Annotated in this window: 16 protein-coding genes and 1 tRNA gene; 15 read left to right on the forward strand and 2 right to left on the reverse strand. The window is 73.4% G+C overall.

The window, feature by feature from the left end; all coding sequences use genetic code 11:
• Positions 1-52: 52 nt before the first annotated feature.
• Both D5H75_RS18780 and D5H75_RS18785 read left to right on the forward strand, forming a co-directional pair.
• A complete protein-coding gene (locus D5H75_RS18780) occupies positions 53-769 on the forward strand; it encodes a response regulator transcription factor (RefSeq protein ID WP_119927769.1) in 717 nt (238 codons plus the stop codon).
• A complete protein-coding gene (locus D5H75_RS18785) occupies positions 766-2220 on the forward strand; it encodes a HAMP domain-containing sensor histidine kinase (RefSeq protein WP_202638290.1) in 1455 nt (484 codons plus the stop codon). The genes D5H75_RS18780 and D5H75_RS18785 overlap by 4 nt, the downstream gene beginning before the upstream one ends.
• 87 nt (positions 2221-2307) lie before the next feature.
• Here D5H75_RS18785 and D5H75_RS44160 read toward each other — a convergent pair whose 3' ends face one another.
• On the reverse strand, positions 2308-3003 hold the full coding sequence (locus D5H75_RS44160) for a TetR family transcriptional regulator (protein ID WP_277949954.1): 696 nt from the start codon (positions 3001-3003) through the stop codon (positions 2308-2310).
• A 76-nt stretch (positions 3004-3079) separates the two neighbouring features.
• On the opposite strand from D5H75_RS44160, the gene D5H75_RS18795 reads away from it, so the two are divergent.
• From D5H75_RS18795 to D5H75_RS18830, 8 genes are all read left to right on the forward strand, one after another.
• Positions 3080-4504, forward strand: a complete 1425-nt coding sequence (locus tag D5H75_RS18795; RefSeq protein ID WP_119927771.1) for a DHA2 family efflux MFS transporter permease subunit — start codon at positions 3080-3082, stop codon at positions 4502-4504.
• Positions 4505-4807: 303 nt separating this feature from the next.
• On the forward strand, positions 4808-5011 hold the full coding sequence (locus D5H75_RS18800) for a hypothetical protein (RefSeq protein ID WP_119927772.1): 204 nt from the start codon (positions 4808-4810) through the stop codon (positions 5009-5011).
• A gap of 310 nt (positions 5012-5321) precedes the next feature.
• Positions 5322-5975 (forward strand): HAD family hydrolase, encoded by a 654-nt coding sequence (locus D5H75_RS18805; RefSeq protein ID WP_119927875.1) that lies wholly within the window; start codon positions 5322-5324, stop codon positions 5973-5975.
• An 81-nt stretch (positions 5976-6056) separates the two neighbouring features.
• Positions 6057-7295: a helix-turn-helix domain-containing protein gene (locus tag D5H75_RS18810; protein ID WP_119927773.1), complete on the forward strand. Its 1239-nt coding sequence runs from the start codon at positions 6057-6059 to the stop codon at positions 7293-7295.
• Positions 7296-7409: 114 nt separating this feature from the next.
• On the forward strand, positions 7410-7634 hold the full coding sequence (locus D5H75_RS18815) for a hypothetical protein (RefSeq protein ID WP_119927774.1): 225 nt from the start codon (positions 7410-7412) through the stop codon (positions 7632-7634).
• 83 nt (positions 7635-7717) lie between these two features.
• A complete protein-coding gene (locus D5H75_RS18820) occupies positions 7718-7963 on the forward strand; it encodes a hypothetical protein (protein WP_119927775.1) in 246 nt (81 codons plus the stop codon).
• On the forward strand, positions 7960-8259 hold the full coding sequence (locus D5H75_RS18825) for a hypothetical protein (protein WP_119927776.1): 300 nt from the start codon (positions 7960-7962) through the stop codon (positions 8257-8259). The genes D5H75_RS18820 and D5H75_RS18825 overlap by 4 nt, the downstream gene beginning before the upstream one ends.
• Positions 8256-8681, forward strand: a complete 426-nt coding sequence (locus D5H75_RS18830; RefSeq protein WP_147425209.1) for a hypothetical protein — start codon at positions 8256-8258, stop codon at positions 8679-8681. Before D5H75_RS18825 ends, D5H75_RS18830 begins: the two co-directional genes overlap by 4 nt.
• A gap of 350 nt (positions 8682-9031) precedes the next feature.
• Here the strand turns inward: D5H75_RS18830 and D5H75_RS18840 are convergent.
• Positions 9032-9105: transfer RNA gene (locus tag D5H75_RS18840), tRNA-Pro, on the reverse strand.
• 419 nt (positions 9106-9524) lie between these two features.
• Here D5H75_RS18840 and D5H75_RS18845 point away from each other — a divergent pair.
• The 5 genes from D5H75_RS18845 (at position 9525) to D5H75_RS18865 (ending at position 16732) form a co-directional block, all read left to right on the forward strand.
• Positions 9525-11000 (forward strand): hypothetical protein, encoded by a 1476-nt coding sequence (locus tag D5H75_RS18845; RefSeq protein ID WP_119927779.1) that lies wholly within the window; start codon positions 9525-9527, stop codon positions 10998-11000.
• Between the two features lie 462 nt (positions 11001-11462).
• On the forward strand, positions 11463-13886 hold the full coding sequence (locus D5H75_RS18850; RefSeq protein WP_147425210.1) for a hypothetical protein: 2424 nt from the start codon (positions 11463-11465) through the stop codon (positions 13884-13886).
• 16 nt (positions 13887-13902) lie between these two features.
• Positions 13903-14514 (forward strand): RipA family octameric membrane protein, encoded by a 612-nt coding sequence (locus D5H75_RS18855; protein WP_202638291.1) that lies wholly within the window; start codon positions 13903-13905, stop codon positions 14512-14514.
• Positions 14511-14810 carry a DUF7701 domain-containing protein gene (locus D5H75_RS18860; protein WP_119927781.1) on the forward strand — a complete coding sequence of 100 codons (300 nt, stop codon included), beginning with the start codon at positions 14511-14513 and terminating at the stop codon, positions 14808-14810. The genes D5H75_RS18855 and D5H75_RS18860 overlap by 4 nt, the downstream gene beginning before the upstream one ends.
• A gap of 590 nt (positions 14811-15400) precedes the next feature.
• Entirely contained in the window at positions 15401-16732 is a 1332-nt protein-coding gene (locus D5H75_RS18865) for an FAD-binding oxidoreductase (protein ID WP_202638292.1), read from the forward strand.
• Positions 16733-16785 lie beyond the last annotated feature (53 nt).

Genomic DNA, 16785 nt, shown 5'->3' on the forward strand with positions numbered 1-16785 from the left:
CAATCGCCCGGCGGCTCCCCCGAACCCTCCCGAACCGGGTCACACTGGCTCCGTGACCTCTACGACGCTTCGTGTCCTGGTCGTCGACGACGAGAGCTACCTCGCCGACCTCGTCGCCACCGCCCTGCGCTACGAGGGGTTCCGGACGGCGGTGGCGGGGACGGGGGCCGCCGCCCTCGCGCGGGTGGCGGAGTTCCGCCCGGACCTGATCGTGATGGACGTGATGCTGCCGGACGGGTCGGGGTTCGACACCACCCGCAGGCTGCGGCACGGCGGATGCGAGGCCCCGGTGATCTTCCTGACCGCCCGGGACTCCACCGAGGACCGGATCGCCGGGCTGGCGATCGGCGGGGACGACTACCTCACCAAGCCGTTCAGCCTGGAGGAGCTGATCCTGCGCGTGCGGGCGGTGCTGCGCCGGACCGCGCACCCCGCGCGGCGCACCAAGCTGACCTTCGCCGACCTGGAGATCGACGACGAGGCGCACGAGGTGCGCCGCCACGGCACGGTGGTGGACCTGACGCCGACCGAGTTCAAGCTGCTGCGCCTCCTGGTGGCGCACGCGGGCCGGGTGCTGACCAAGCGGCAGATCCTGGAGCACGTCTGGGAGTACGACTTCGGCGGCAGCGACGCCGTCGTCCAGACGTACATCTCCTACCTCCGCCGCAAGATCGACGCGTACGAGCCGGCGCTGATCCACACCGTCCCGCGGGTCGGCTACGTGATCCGGGTCCGGGACGCGGAGCCCCGGAAGGCGGAGACCGCGTGACCCTGCGCGCCCGGCTGGTCCTGGTGCTCGCCGGGCTGCTCGCCCTGGGGATGGCGGTCTCCGTGGGCGCCACGTTCGGGGCGCTCCAGGACTGGCGGGGCGACCAGAGCGACGAGGTCCTGGAGGCGGCGGCGCTCCGGCTCCGCGGCCACCTCGCCGCGCGGCCCGGCGAACCGCTCGCGATCCCGGCGGCCGGGCCGCTGACGGCCGTCTGGGCGGCGGCGGCCGAGCGCGCCGACGTCCCCTCGTTCTTCCAGATCCGGACCCCGGACGGCCGGGTCAGGGAGACGGCCGGCTTCGGGGCCGCGCCCGGGCTGCCGCGCGTCCTCCCGCCGCCCTCCGGGGGCGGCCCGCGCGGGGGCGTGCTCAGCCGGACGCCCGGCTGGCTGCTGCACACGTCCCGCCTCCCCGACGGCCTGCTGATCGTGGGCATGCGCACCGCCGGGGCCGACGAGCTGATCTCCCGCACCGCCGTGGTGGCGGCCACCTCGGCCGCGGCCGCCCTGCTCGCGGTGACGCTGCTCTCGTGGCACGCCGTACGGCGGGGCCTGCGCCCGCTGGCCGCGATCGCCGACACGGCGGCGGCCATCGGCGGCGGCGACCTGTCCCGCCGCGTGCCGGAGGCCGGTCCGCGCACCGAGGTGGGGCGGCTGGGCGCGGCGCTGAACGCGATGCTCGGGCAGATCGAGTCCGCCTTCGGCGAGCGGCGGCGGGCCGAGGCGCGGCTGCGGCGCTTCGTGGCCGACGCCTCGCACGAGCTGCGCACTCCGGTGGCGGCGATCCGGGGGTACGCGGAGCTGTTCCGCCGGGGCGCGGCGAGCCGTCCGGACGACCTCGCGCGGGCGATGGCCAGGATCGAGGCCGAGGCCCGCCGGATGGGCTCGCTGGTCGAGGAACTGCTCCTGCTGGCCCGGCTGGACCAGGGCCTGCCGCTGCTCAGCGAGCCGGTGGACCTGACGGCGCTGGCGGCCGAGGCCGTGGACGACGCCCGCGTGCTCGGCCCGGCCCACCTGGTGTACCTGGAGACGGCCCCGGGCGGGCCCGTGGTCGTCCGCGGGGACGCCGACCGCCTGCGCCAGGTCGTCGCGAACCTGCTGGCCAACGTCCGCCACCACACGCCGGAGGGCACCGAGGCGCGGGTGCGGGTGAGCCGGGACGGCGGCCAGGCCGTCATCGAGGTGGCGGACGACGGGCCCGGCCTGGACGAGGAGCGGGCGGCACGGGTCTTCGAGCGCTTCTACCGCGCGGACCCCTCCCGCGCCCGGACCGCCCCGGCCGGCGGCGCCGCCCGCCCGGAGGGCTCCGGCCTGGGCCTGGCCATCGTCGCCGCCGTCACCGAGGCCCACGGCGGCGCCGCCGAGATCGACACCGCCCCCGGAAAGGGCACCACCCTCCGGATCCGCCTCCCGGCGCCCCCACCCGCGCCCCCCTCGCGCGCCCCCCTCCCGTGATCTCGCGTGGCGAGCCGTACGCCACGCTCCTGGGCCGGCGAGCGCCGTACGCCACGGGCCCGGGGTGGCGGAGCCGTACGGGAGGGGTCAGGGGGTGGTGCCGTAGCGGGGCTGGGCGGGGTCGGCGAGGCGGGCGGCCTGGGCCTCGACGCCGGACAGGAGGAGGTCCAGGCCGAAGGCGAGGTAGGCGTCGGGGTCGGGGGGCGCGGTGAGCGCGGGGGCGTAGGCCACGAGGTTCGGGTAGCGGTCGGCGGGGAGCATCTCCAGGCGGAGGCGGGCCTGGCGGGCGCATTCGGCGGCCTCGGCGTCCGTCATGCCGGCCGGCACCGCCGGGATGTTCTTGACCAGCTCGGCGACGCCGACCAGGAGATGACTGGCGATGAGGTAGCCCTCGGCCAGGGTGAATCCGGCCTCGGCGAGCACGTCGAGCGCGGTGTCGGTGGCCCGCCGGAAGGACTCGGCGCGGGTCTTGTCGACGTGGCCGAGCAGAACGGGCAGGCAGGGGTACCGCCGCATGGCGTCCACCAGCGCCTCGACCATGGCGCGCAGGCGGACGTCCCAGGGCTCGCCGGGGCGTGACCGGGCGGCGACGAGGTCGATGGCGTGGTCGGCCATGGCCAGCAGCAGCTCGTCCTTGTTCTTGACGTGCCAGTAGAGCGCCATCGGGGTCACGCCCAGTTCACCGGCGAGCCGGCGGATCGTGACGGCGTCCAGGCCCTCGCGGTCGGCGAGGTCCAGCGCCCGCTCCACGACGGTCTCTCGGGTCAGCTTCTCTGCGGCCACTTGCCAACTATACGTCGTACATGTTCTCCTATGCGACGTACATATACATCGTACAAGTACGTCGTAGAGGGGTGTCATGCAGCGCAAGTGGCTGGGATTGCTGGCCGTCTCACTCGGGACGTTCGTCTCGTATCTGGACAACAACATCGTCAACGTCGCCCTCCCGACGATCCAGCGGGACCTGGGGCTCACCCTCGGGGGCCTGGAGTGGATCGTGAGCGGATACGTCCTGGTCTTCGCCGCGTTGCTGCTCACCGGCGGACGCCTGGCCGACCTGTTCGGGGCGCGCCTGGTCTTCATGGCCGGGCTCGGGGTGTTCACGCTGGCCTCGCTGGCGGCCGGGCTCGCGGGCGACGCGGGCTGGCTGATCGCCGCGCGTGCGCTGCAGGGCGTCGGCGCCGCGATGCTCACCCCGACCGCGCTCTCGCAGCTTCCCGCGATCTTCCCCGATCCGCGCGAACGCGCGACCGCCGTCGGGATCTGGGGCGCGACGGGCGCACTGGCGATGGCGCTGGGGCCGTTCGCCGGTGGCCTGATCAGCGAGAACCTGCACTGGGGCTGGATCTTCCTGATCAACGTGCCGATCGGGGTCGCCACCCTCGCGCTGGCCGCGCGCGTGCTCCCCGCCCCCGCCCGCCGGGTCCGCCGCCGCCTGGACCTGCCCGGCATGCTGACCTCCTCGGCCGCCCTGGCGTCCCTGACGTACGCGCTCATCGAGGGCGGGACCCGTGGCTGGACCTCGCCAGAGATCCTGGGCGCGTTCGCGGTGGCCGCCGTGGCCGCGGTCGCGTTCGCGCTGGCCGAGCGCCGGACCGCCGACCCGATGATCGACCTGTCGCTGTTCCGCCGGCGGGCGTTCGGGGGCGGCACCCTCACCATGGGCCTGTGGTCGTTCGGCGTCTTCGGCATCTACTTCTTCACCGCGATCTACGTGCAGAACGTGCTCGGCTTCACCCCGATCCAGGCCGGCGCCGCGTTCGTCCCGATGGCGGTGGTCATGGCGGGGGTCGCCGTCGCCGCCCCCGCCCTGGCCCGCCGGTACGGCACGGCCGGCGTCGTCGCCGCCGGGGTCGCCCTGATGGCGGTCTCGATCTTCGCGATCTCCTTCGCCGGCGCGACCGCGGGCTACGGCGACCTGCTCCCCTGGTTCCTGGTGTACGGCCTGGGCGCCGGTCTCCTGATCCCCGTGACCAACACCATCGTCGGCGCCCTCCCCCAGGACCGCGCGGGCGCCGCCGCCGGGGTGCTGAACGTGTCCCGCGAGATCTTCGGCCTCCTCGGGGTGACCGTCCTCGGCGCGATCGTCAGCGCGAGGCAGAGCGCCTTCCCCGTGCCCGGCCTGCCCGCCTTCCTCGACGGTTACCAGTTCGCCCTGATCATCGCCGCGGCGATCGTGGCGCTCGGCATCCCCGTCAGCCTCCTCACCCTGCGCCGCACGGACACCCGGCCTCCCCGGCCCGCGGACCCGGCCTCCGCACGAGCTCCCGAACCCGCCGCCTGAGGCCCGACCCGCCCGCCCTCCCCTGATCCCGTGGCCCCGCCGCGGCCCATCCGCTGCGCCCCGGTCGCGAGGTCACGGGAGGGAGGAGGGAACGGATCACGGTCGCGCGTGGGTCACCGGGAACGAATGCCCCTGCCCGCGGTTTGCCGCCCCGAGAACGGATAGTGCCAGGTCAAGGGCTATACCCGGCCCAGCATCCCGCAGAGGCGGCGGTCCGTTCCCGCCGCGGCGGCCCGGGGAGCCGAGGCGGGTCCCATCCCGCTCCGGCCCCCACCCCGCGGGCCGCGACCACGAGGAGGTCTCATGTCCGATCACAAGCGCCCGCTCCGGCGGGCCACGGCCGTACTGGTGGCGACCGGGGCACTCCTGGCCGGCGGAGCCGCGACCGCCGTACCCGCCAGCGCCGAGCCCGACCCCATGACCCTCGCCCAGTGCCTCGAACGCGCCTTCAAGAACGGCGAAAGCCTGATCACGGCCACCACCAAGTGCTTCCAAGCCAAACCCTGACCATCCCCACCGACCCCGAACGCGTCCAGCCAAGGACCGGCTCCCTGATCGCCAAGGCACCCCGCCGCCGGAGCCGGTCGCCAGTGAGCCGGAGCGGCACGAGGCCGAGCCAGGCCGCGACGCCGTACGCCCGCGCCGCCGCCTGGGCGGTCGAGCGATGGCAAGCCACCGGCCGGCGGGCGACCGGGCGGGAGATCGCCCTCGCCCACGGATGAGAGGAGCGGTGGGGCCGGAACGTACGCCGCATCGCCGAAACCAGCGTCGCGCAGACCCTTACACCACGAACCGACGGCAGCCGTAGGGTGTGGACGTGATCAGGGCCGTGGTGTTCGACATCGGGGAGACGCTGCTCGATGACACGCGCGAGTGGGGCGCCTGGGCCGACTGGCTCGGCGTTCCACCGCACACCGTCTCGGCGCTCGTCGGCGCCGTCACGGCCCTTGGCCGGGACAACGCCGAGGCCCTTCGCCTCATCCGTCCCGGCCTGGACCTCGTGCGCGAGCGCCAGGCGCGTGAGGCGGCCGGACGGGGAGAGCGGATCGCCGAGGCGGATCTGTATCCCGATGTCCGGCCGGCCCTGGCTGCGCTGCGTGCGGGCGGGCTGTGGGTCGGCGTCGCCGGAAACCAGACCGCTCGGGCTGCGGAGCTGTTGCGCGCGCTCGACCTTCCGGTGGACGCGGTGGCGACCTCGGGAGAGTGGTCGGCGGCCAAGCCGGAGCCCGCCTTCTTCGAGCGGCTCGTCGCCTGGGCGCCGGGGGCGCCGGAGGAGATCGTCTACGTGGGCGACCACCGCGACAACGACGTGCTCGCCGCCCGGGCCGCCGGACTTCGCACGGCGCTCATCCGGCGCGGCCCCTGGGGCTACCTGTGGGCGGACGACGAGGTGTCGGCCCGCGCGGCGGACTGGCGTATCGATCGCCTCACGGAGCTTCCCGATCTCCTCCTGGGGCCGTCGAAACCGTGACGGCCCCTGCCGCATATCCCTCGCATGCAGTAAGCCCTGCGCCTAGCCTGAGATTGTCGAGGTCTCAGGAGGCGCAGGGCTATGCATGACGTTAACACCTCAGGCGAGCCGGGCGACCGACTCCGCGAACTTCGCCGCCGCCGGGGACTCACGCAGGAACGCCTGGCGGAGATGGCCGGGCTCAGCGTCCAGTGCATCAAGAAGATCGAGCAGGGCGGCAGCGCCCGCATGGAGACCTACCGGCAGATCGCGAACACCCTCGGCGTGACCACCGTCTGGTTCGTCGCCCCCGGCTCGCCGGAGCCCGTCCCCGAGACAGGAGATGTGGCGCTCCTCTCCGACATGCGGGCCGCGATCGCGCCCCCGGTCGGGCTGTCGGGCACCCCGATGTACGGCACCGCAGACGGCGACGACGTCGCCCTGCCCCGGCTCGCTGGCGCGGTCTCCGCCATCGCGATGGCATATCACGGCAACAAGTACGACCACCTCGCGCAGGTCCTCCCCGCGCTCATCCGCTCCGCCGGCTACCACGTGGCCCGGTTCGACGGCGGCGAGGAGCACCGCCAGGCGGTACGGCTACGAGGCGACCTCCTCGGGCTCGCCGGCCGGTACCTGATCCAAGTGCGGGCGCATGACCTGGCCCTCACCGCGCTCCAGCAGTCGGTCCGCGATGCGCTGGAGATCGGAGACATGCCTCTGGCCGCCTCCGGCGTGGGCAGCCAGGCGTGGGCGATGATGCGGCAAGGCCGATTTGCCGAGGTCGAGCGGTTGTGCGTGCAAGCCGCTCAGCAGATCGAGCCGCGCATGTCGCAAGCCACAGCAGGAGAGTTGTCTGCCTGGGGCTGGCTGCTGCTACGCGCCGCCGCTGCCGCCGTTCGCAACAACCGGACCGCCGAGGCTCGCGAGCTGCTGACGCTGGCGGACACGGCGGGGACACGCATGGAGCGCGAGCAGCAAGATCTGGAAGGGCATAAGACCTTCGGGCCGATATCGGTCGCGCTGATGCGGGCCGAGACGGAGATGATCGCTGGGGAGCCGGGCAGGGCCCTGGAGGTCATGGCGAACCTTCCACGCGGCATCGGCCGACCCAGCACCTCAACGTGGAACCGGGGCCAGTTGGAGAAGGCGCAGGCGCTCGTAGACGTGGGCGACGCCGACCAAGCCACAGAGGTGCTCGCGTCCCTGAAGGCGAAGGCGCCCGAGTGGCTGCGCTATCAGCAACGGGCACGGGACATCGCCGACGACATCCTGCGCGCGCGGACCAGGCTGCCCACGGCCGAGCAGCGCGAGATAGCAGACTTCCTCAGGGTCAAGCAGTAAGGGACTACGTTCCATAGCCCTTCCCGTCGAGGCGCAGTCGAAGGACTGCGCCTCGATGCTGTCGCGCTGTGTGACGGCCTTCTACCTTCCTTGTGTCGGAGGTGGGAGATGCGAATGCGACCACGGGATGCGGACCACAGCGGCGAGCGCGGCTGCTGGCCAAGCGTCGCGGAGGAAGTTCAGGCGCTGCACCTCGACTGGGTGATCGAACGTGAGCTCACCGAGGCGGGGCACGGCGACTGGCTGGCTATCCACCGAGACGACGAAAATCGCGTTCTGCGCGCTCCGGACATCGAAGCACTGCGAGATGTCCTACGGCGCGCGGACGCCTCCCCTTGAGCGGCGCGGCGAAGCGGCCCCCAGGTTCCCACCGCGAGCGGGCTGCCCGCCGCGCCCCCTATCCCCTCTCACCCGGAGGAGTCATGGTCACGTCACAGCAGGTCGCCGACCAGTTCCCCGGCTGGATGACCTTCCAGAGCAACGCGGGCCGATGGTGGGCATCGCTCCGGCGCGAGCTGACCCGATACGAGATGGCCGAGTGCTGCGACCGGATGGTGGACGCCGACGACCTCGATGGGCTCGCGGACAAGCTGCGCGAGCAGGAGCGCCGCCAGGCCCTCGCGGCGAGAAATCGGCGGACGAAGCCGGGCGTGCGGAGCGCGTCGTGACGCGCTGGTGGAACGACCCCGAGCTCACGATCGCGCCCGAGGATCTGCGGCGGCTGGAGGCGATGGCGGCGCTCCACCCCGGCTGGCAGATCACCCGGCGCGAGAACAAGACCTGGACCGCTGAGCGGCGCTGCCGCCCCACCCCGCGGCAGGAGAGCGACGGGCTCCTCGCGCGGCTGGACGCCGAGAGCCTGGCCGAACTCGGCGGGCTGATCGCCGCACAGGAACGCAAGGCCGCCGGGAACCGGCTCTGGCTGATCGCCGGGCCCGGCGTCCACCCCGGGAGGACCACATGACCCCAACCGCGCTCATGGACGCACTGCGAGAGCAGCTCGCCGCGCACGGGCTGTACGTCAAGGCCGCCGCGGTCCGCCTCGACGGCGACACCGCGCGGCTGCGGCTCGGCGACCAGGAGGTCACCGCCACCACCGAAGCGCTCATCTGGGACGGGCACGCCCACCCGGCCGAGCAGGTCGAGCAGGTGGCCAAGCTGCTCGCCGACGCCTACACGGTACACGTCCTGGGGTGGCTCAAATCCGCGTGCCCCGGCTGGCGGCACCACCACGACGCCGGCGCCTACCGCGCGACCTGGCTCGCCCCGGTGCCCGAGCAGCTCCGGCAGGCGGGATTCCGCGCCGAGGTGGCCGCACCGAACCTGGTCACCTTCGCCCGCGAGCTCCAGGAACAGCACATGATCGCCCACATGAACGGCCACTGACCCCCCGCGGCCGGGCGGGCCTGCCTTCTTTCCTTGGGGGATGGGGCGGGCGCTCCGGCCGCGGGGCCCAGACGGCGGCGGCGGCGCGGAGATCCTGCCTTGCCCTCGCGGGACGGCTCAGCGTCGCCGCCGCCGCCCACCACATCACAGCGGGACCGCCGTCACGGAAGCGGTCTACCGCTTGCAGATCCGGCCGGTCCTGCTCGCCGGCGCCACCGTCATGGTCGTCTCTTCGACGGGAGCCAGGACAGGGAGCTAGCGCGGCCGGAGAGGGAGGCAGTTGGTCACTCGCTTAGTCACTCAACGCGAAAAGGGGTCTTCCGTGATCACGGAAGACCCCTTCTGACCAGTCGGGACGGCGGGATTTGAACCCACGACCCCTTGACCCCCAGTCAAGTGCGCTGCCAAACTGCGCTACGTCCCGGTCGTTGCCCTCCCTCGTCGGGCTGGCGTGTACAACCTTAGCGTAGTTCTGGGCCTTCTCGCGCCGCTGATTTCGGGTTGGGGGCCTGTGGCGTCTGGCTCGGGCGGTGCGCCCGGGCTTGTCGCCGGCCGCTCGGGCTGATCTTCGCCCCCCACCTGGCGCTCGTTGTTCCGTCGCCTCTTTGCGTCTTGTCCGCACGCCTGTCTGGGGCCGGCGTGTTGGCCGCTCCTGGTCTTCGCGGGCTATGACCGAGGTTGCCGGGCGGCCGTACGGCTGAGCCTTGGGGGCGGGTCGGGAAATGTCGGGAAATGGGGGGTGGGGCCCGGGGTTGTCCCGTAGCATGCGTCACTCGGTCTTAGGCGAGACGTGGCGTATGTCCTGTTCGGCCTTCGCGTCGGCGGGCGGGCGAGGACGGGCTGATGCGGGGCTGGCTGCTGGCGGCGTGGGGGTTGGCGCGGCGGGCGGCGGGGGGCGCGCGGCGGCATCCGGCGATGGCGGGGGTGCTGGGGTTCGGGGTCGCGGTGCGCGTGGTGGCCTCGCTGGGGTTCTGGCCGGCGGTGTGGTTCGACGACGCGTTCGAGTACGTGGGGGTCGCGCTGCGGCCGGAGCCGTACCTCGTGCGGCCCAGCGGGTACTCCCTGCTGCTCTGGGCGCTGGGGCCGCTGCCCGGGTTCGCGGCGGTCATCCTGCTCCAGCACCTCACCGGGCCGGCGCTGGGGGTGGCCGTCTACGCGCTGCTGCGGCGGCGCTTCGGGGCCTCCCAGGGGAAGGCGGCGCTGTTCGCCGCTCCGGTGGTGCTGGACGCCTACCAGATCTTCTTCGAGCACACGGTGCTCAGCGACACCGTGTTCACGCTCACCGCGACGCTCGCCGTGATCGTGGTCCTGTGGGAGCCGCGGCTGAGCGCGCGGCGGGCGCTGGTCGCGGGCGGGCTCGTGGCGGCGGCGGCGCTCACGCGGTCGATCGGGCTGGCGCTGGGGCCGCTGGTGATCCTCGCGCTCGTGCTGCGGCGGGACTCGTTCCGGGCGGGCGCGGCGCTGGTGGTCGCGGCCGTGGTCCCGCTGGCGGCCTACGCGGGCTGGTTCGCGTCCGTGCACGGGAGGGCGGGGCTGACCGGGGGGAACGGCGTCTGGCTGTGGGCACGGGTGGCGCCGTTCGCGGACTGCCGGGTGATCTCGCCGCCGGCCGACGAGGCGGTCCTGTGCCCGGGCCCGGGGAGGCGGACGTCGTCGCCGCACTACATGTGGGGGCCGGACTCGCCGCTGACGCGGGTCCCGGGGCATCCGGTGGCGTACCCGGCCGACCGGATGGCCCCGGAGATCGACCGGAGGGCGCGGGGTCTGGCCCTGCACGCGATCGCCGCGCAGCCGGGCGACTACGCGCTCACGGTCTTCCACGACCTCCGGCGCACCTTCGCCTGGCAGGTCTGGAACCCCGAGCCCCGGCGGCCCCACGTCTACAACAAGTACTCCTGGCCGCCCGTCGAGGGCCCCCTCCCGGGCACCGTGCGCCTCCGGGGCGGCCTGCCCGCGCGCGAGGAGGCGGCGGTGTACGGCGACGGCCCGGCGAACACCCGGCTCACGCCGCCCTTCACCGAGGTCATGCAGGTCTACGAGCGGTTCGTGTTCCTCCCGGGGACCGTGCTCGGCGTCCTGCTGGTCGCGGCCCTCGCCGGTGGCCTGCGCCGCCGCCACAACCGCGCCGCGCTCTTCCCCGCCCTCACCGCCCTGGCCCTCATCACCGCCCCGCCCGTGATCACCACCTACGACCCCCGCTACCAACTGGTCGCCGTCCCCCTGGCCTGCATCGCCGCCGGAGCCCTCCGCCGCGCCCCCACCCCCGCCGCGACCCGCCCCTCCCAGACCACCCCCACCCCGCCCGTCCCCGCCCCCTGACCCCGATCCCCGCCTCCCCCGCACGCGCCGTACGGCTGGCGCCGCCTCCGACCTTGGACCCCCCGCCGGAAGCCGCCTCCCCAGGCCGTGACGGCCTCGCCCGGCACCGGCGCGGGGGCGCCACGCCCGCATCGGAGGTCGCCGCGAACCCCCTCCCCTCTCCGCAGACCTCCACCCTCACCGGCGGCAGGGGCGCGCGGTGGTGCGGGCGGCCGTCCAAAGGCGCTCGCGGTCCAGGGATGGCCGGAGCAAGCGCCCGCGATAAACGACGATCTCAGATACCAGGCCGCATTGTCCGGCGAACATGGAGAAAGTTCTCCGGACAATGCGGCGATGATCTGTGACGATTATGTGGTGACGGTTTCCCCGGATGGGCGACAGGGGCCGGATCACGAGCCCGACAACAGGTGGTCGTGGGTCGTCACCGTCATCTTCTCGATCTCGACGGCCTATCTCCTGATAATGGTCCCAACCCTGGTGGTCAAGAGCATCGAGGAAGGCTCGTCTCTTTGGCCCCAGCTCCCGTACGTGGCCCTCGCGCTGGCGAACCTGGTCATCGTCGCGGGCGCCGACCGGCGGCTCGGGAAGCGAATGACCGGCCGCCTCCTGGGACGCACCGCGGGGGAAGCCCCGAGGGGAGACCGGGACTTCGTCCTGTTCCTCCGCACGTTTCCCGTGGACGCGCTCTTGTTCGAGTCCGACCGGGTGGGCGGGGTGAACCTCCCGACCACCCTGGCGAGCGTGTTCAGCGTGCGCCATCCCAGGCACCTGGAGGACACCTGGGAGCGTCGCCTCGCCCACGTGTTCGAGCGATTCGGCTGGGTGCGGGCCGTCGACGATCCCGACAAGTCGTTCACGCCCCCAGGAATAGGGCGCTTCCCCCTGGGCAAGGAAGGCGACGTCTGGAAGGACAAGGTCAGCGACCTCATTCAGCGGGCCCGGCTCGTCGTGATCGTCGCCGCCGTCGGGAAGAACCCGGCCGGCGGCGAAGGGACCCTGTGGGAGTACTCCGAGGCGCTGCGGCTGCTGCCGCCGTCGCGGATCGTGCTGGTCTCCTGCGCGGGACGGGACGCCTATGAGCGGTTCCGGACGCGAGCCACCGATTACCACCGCCGCCGGGCCGCCGAACTGAAGGCGTCCGGGATCACGGTTCGGCCGCCGCCCGCCCTGCCCGCCTGGCCGGAGCCGCGACGGCCGCGGAAGGCGGGGAGGGGCTTTCCCTTCAACGGCGTCGTCACCTTCGCCGAGGACTGGACCGCACGGTTCGTGCATTTCGACGTCACCGCCGAACGCGGCCTCACGCCGTACGCGCGATGGCGCGGGGCACAGCGACATCAGATCAAGCCCTGGGCGGACGCGTTCGAGCGGCGACTGCCAGGGCAGGCCGTGCGCGCGACCGTCCGCCCGCACCCGCATTTCGTGGTGCTCGGGCTGCTGTTCCTCGCCTGGATAGGGCACTGGCTGGTGGAAGCCTGGCGCGACGGACCGCTCTGGCGGTTCACCGGCTTGACGCTGGCCATGTTCTTCGGGCTCATCGCGCTGATACGCACCCGGTTCATCGTGGGCGACGCTTTGATCGGGGTCCGGCTCCCCGAGGCGGCTCGGCTCGCCGAGGCGGCGAAGCGGGAACCACGGCCCGCTTCCGGCACCGCCGCCCCGCGACCGGGAACGAGGGGCCTCATCCGGGAGCACGTCGTGCGCTGGCCCGGGCCTCGCGGGCTGGGGCTCGCCGTCGTCAAGGAGCATTTCGACGAGGCGGGCGACGTCATTCCGGCGCCGCGGCCGTTCAGCGGCGTTCTCACCGTGCGGAGGAGCACGGTGTCGCGCGGGACCCACCCCGTCGTGGGCGGCGTCGTCGTGCGAGGCCGAATCCTGGTCGTCGACCGGATCGACGTGCACTCCGGCACCACGAGCCGCCAGTTCGCCACGCGCGCCCTGCACCACCTCCTCACCATCCCGGTCTCCGTCGTCCTCTTCGCCGTCGTCCTCGGCCTCGGCGCCGCCGGCGCCCTCCCCTTCGGCCTGCTCCACCGGCTGCCGGCGGAGCAGCTCGTGATCAGCGTGGCGGTCTTCCTCCTCCTGATGGCCCGGCACGCGATCGGGCTCCGCCGCAACGTCCGGCTGATGTACGAACGGCTGCTGCGGCCTCGCATCCCCACGGACCTGGTCCAAGAGCCCTTCAGGCTGTACCTGCGCCCGCACCCGGGCGACCCGCTCCCCTTCTCTCCCTGGGCGGGCCCGTTGGATCTCGACCTGAACGTGGTGCTCTCCGACGACAAGAGGCTGCTCCGGGTCGGGCACCTGCCGCCCACGGCACCGCCGACCGGACCGGCCCGGCTGCCGCTTCCCGAGGACGGCTGGAGGGAGGTGCTCACCAGGGCGCTCCCCTACGCCGACCTGGTCTTCCTGCCCACGGTCGGGACGGCGCCGGCGACCCTCTGGCAGTTCACCGAGGCGGTACGGCTGCTGCCGCCCCGCCGTCTGGTGCTGCTCGTCCCCTCGGGCGAGCAAGCCGACGAGGAATACGCGTCGTTCCGGGCGGCCGCGGGCCGAGCCCTCACCGAACGCCGCGCGGCCCTCTCCGGCGGCGAGCGGGCCGCCGTCGCCGACGTACTCCTGCCAGGGGAGCTCCCGCCGGTTCCCGACCCCGACCGGGAACCGGCCCTGCGCGCGGCGATCCATTTCGACGCGGACTGGACGCCGGTCGTCCTGCCGTTCGCCGAGCTCGGCACGTCCTTCGCCGATATCCCCCGGAACACCCAGCTTGAGCGCCTCAAGGAGGAACTGGAGGCGGCACTGCGGGCGAAGCGCGACTCGGGCCGGAGTGAGAGAGGCGAGGAAGACCGCCGCGGAGAAGCCGGCGCGCCGGCGGAGGAACGAGATTGAGGAGGCGCTCCGTACGATGAGCCCAGATCCCGGGCCCAGCCCCTCCCCGAAGGTCCCCGATCCCTCCCCAGAGGTCCCGGACCCCTCCCCAGAGATCCCCGGCCCCTCCCCAGAGATCCCCGGCCCCTCCCCAGAGATCCCCGGCCCCTCTCCGGAGGTCCCGGACCCCTCCCCGAAGGTCCCCGGCCCCTCTCCGGAGGTCGTCGATCTCTACAAGCTGGCCGTGGAGATGGCCGACCGGGTATCAGCTCGGAGAGGGACCTCCAACTCCTTCTTCCTGTCGGTGCAGACCGCCTTCGTCGCCGTGTTCGGCCTGTCGGCGCCTGAGCTCGCCCTGTCCATGTGGGCGTCCATCGCGGTGGCTCTGGCCGGCATCGCCCTGTCGGCGACCTGGTGGCTGCAGCTCAAGAGCTACCGCGACCTGAACCGGGCCAAGTTCGAGGTGATCAACAGGATCGAGGACCGGCTTCCCGTCAAGGTCTTCTCCGACGAGTGGTCGGCGCTCAAACGCGGCTCGGTGAAGTCCTGGCGCACTCGCTACGCCGAACTGGGAGTGAGCGAGCGTCTTATCCCATTCGTGTTCATAGCAGTGCACATTCTGCTTTTAGCGGGGAGAACCGTTGGATGACCTACTTGGAGAAGATCGCTCACCGCATCCGCGAGAATCTTCCCGCCGAAGCGCGCCCTCCGGCCGAAGCCGATGCCCTCTTTCTCATATACGCCGTTCTGGTGCGGGCCAAAGGCGTCGCGACGACCGCGGAGGACGTCCATGACGCGTGGGCGGCGTGGATGCTCACCGTCGATCCCGGCCACCGGTCCGTGCTCCCCTACGACGAGCTGAAGCCCGCCGTCCAGAACGACGACCTTCCGTATCTCGCGGCGATCCGGCGGACTTCGGCGGAAGAGGGCGCGCGCCGATCCTGAGGCCGCCGCCGCTCGGGCCTGGGCCCTGGCGCGCCTCGGCGGACGGCCTCCCCCTTGCGCGCCCAGCGGGGTGACGGGCGACCTGGGTCCTCGTACGGCTGGCGCCGCCTCCGACCTTGGACTCCCCGCCGGAAGCCGCCTCCCCCGGGCCGTGACGGCCTCGCCGGTCACCGGCGTGGGGGCGCTGCGCCCACATCGGAGGCCGCCGTGACCCCCCTCCCTCTCCGCGGACGTTCACCCGTACCGGGGCAGGGGCGCGCGGAGGTGCGGGCGGCGGGCCGGGGGCGCTCGCGGGAGGGTGGCCGGGTGGTGGGGGTTTTGTAGTTCCTTTCCTTACGCGGGTTGATCGGAGGGTTTGCGGGGATGTTGGGCGCGTGGACGTTGGGGAGAGGGTGCCTCGGCGGGGGTTTCTCATGGGAGTGGCGGGGACGGCCGCGCTCGGCGGGTGCGGGGACGCGGAACGCGGGAACGGGGGGCGGGCCACGCCCGCGGTGACGGCTTCAGGAACACCCGGCTCTCCCGCTCCGCGCGCGGCCCCGACGGGGCGGGGGGTGCCCTGGGGAGCGCTGGAGCGGGGGCTTGAGGGTCGGTTGATCCGGCCGGGGGACGCGGCGTACTCGCAGGCGCGGCGGCTGCACATGCCCCGGTTCGACGGGCGGCGGCCGGCCGGGATCGCTTACTGCGCCAACCCCGATGACGTGCGCGAATGCGTGGAGTTCGCGCGGCGGCACGCCGTACCTCCGGCCCTGCGGTCCGGCGGGCACGGGTACGCCGGGTGGTCCACCGGGCCGGGCCTGGTGATCGACGTGTCGGCGCTGGACCGGGTGCGGTACGACGCCGCGTCCGGGCTCGCCGAGGTGGGGGCCGGGACGCGGCTGGTGGACATGTACGCCCGCCTCGCGAGGGACGGCGTGAGCGTGCCGGGAGGCACCTGCCCCACGGTGGGCATCGCGGGGCTCGCGCTGGGCGGCGGGATCGGGGTGATGTCGCGGAAGTACGGGCTGACCTGCGACACCATTCGCGAGGTCCGGATCGTGACGGCGGACGGGCGGCTGGTCACGGCGGACGCGCGGCGGCATCCGGACCTGTACTGGGCCTCGCGCGGCGGCGGCGGGGGAAACTTCGGGGTCGTGGTGTCGTTCCTGTTCCAGGCGCACCGGACCCAGGACGTGACCATGTTCCGCGTGTGGTGGCCGTGGCGGCGGGCCGCCGCGGTGCTGCGGGCCTGGCAGGAGTGGGGGCCGGGGGCGCCGGCCGAGCTGTGGTCGAACGTCCAGCTCTACGGGCCGCCGACGATCGAGGTCATGGGTGTGTTCCTGGGCGACGCCGCCGACCTGGACCGCCACCTGGACCGGCTGGAGGCCCGCGTCGGCGCCGAGCCCGCGGGGCGCGTCGCCCGGCGGCGGTCCTACCAGGAGACCATGATGAGCGTCGCGGAGTGCTCGTCGATGACGGTCGAGCAGTGCCACCGCCGCGGGACCCTGCCCGGCACCACCCCGTCCGGCCGCTGGCCCCGCGCCGACTACACCGCCAAGTCCCACTTCGCGACGCGCCCGCTGCCCGCGCCGGCCGTACACGACCTCGTGCGCCGCGTGGACGGGCGGGGCCGCAGCGTCATCCTCGACGCCCTCGGCGGCGCGGTCTCCGGCGTGCCCGCCGGGGCGACCGCCTTCCCCCACCGCTCGGCGCTCTTCTCCCTGCAGTACCTCTCCTCCCCCGGCGACCGTCCCTGGCTCCGCGCCGTCCACCGCGCCATGGACCGCCACCTCGGGCCCCGCGCCTACGTCAACTACACCGACCCCGAGCTGCGCGACTGGCAGCGCGCCTACCACGGCCCCAACCTGCCCCGCCTCCGCCGCGTCAAGTCCGCCTACGACCCCGCCCGCCTCTTCGACTTCCCCCAGGCCATCCCCCCTGCCTGACCCGTCTCAGGTCGTACGGCCGGGGCGGGCGCGGAGGCCGCGGGGGCGGGGGC

Origin of the sequence: Bailinhaonella thermotolerans, assembly GCF_003594875.1 — a bacterium.
In the GTDB taxonomy this organism is placed as follows: Bacteria; Actinomycetota; Actinomycetes; order Streptosporangiales; family Streptosporangiaceae; genus Bailinhaonella; species Bailinhaonella thermotolerans.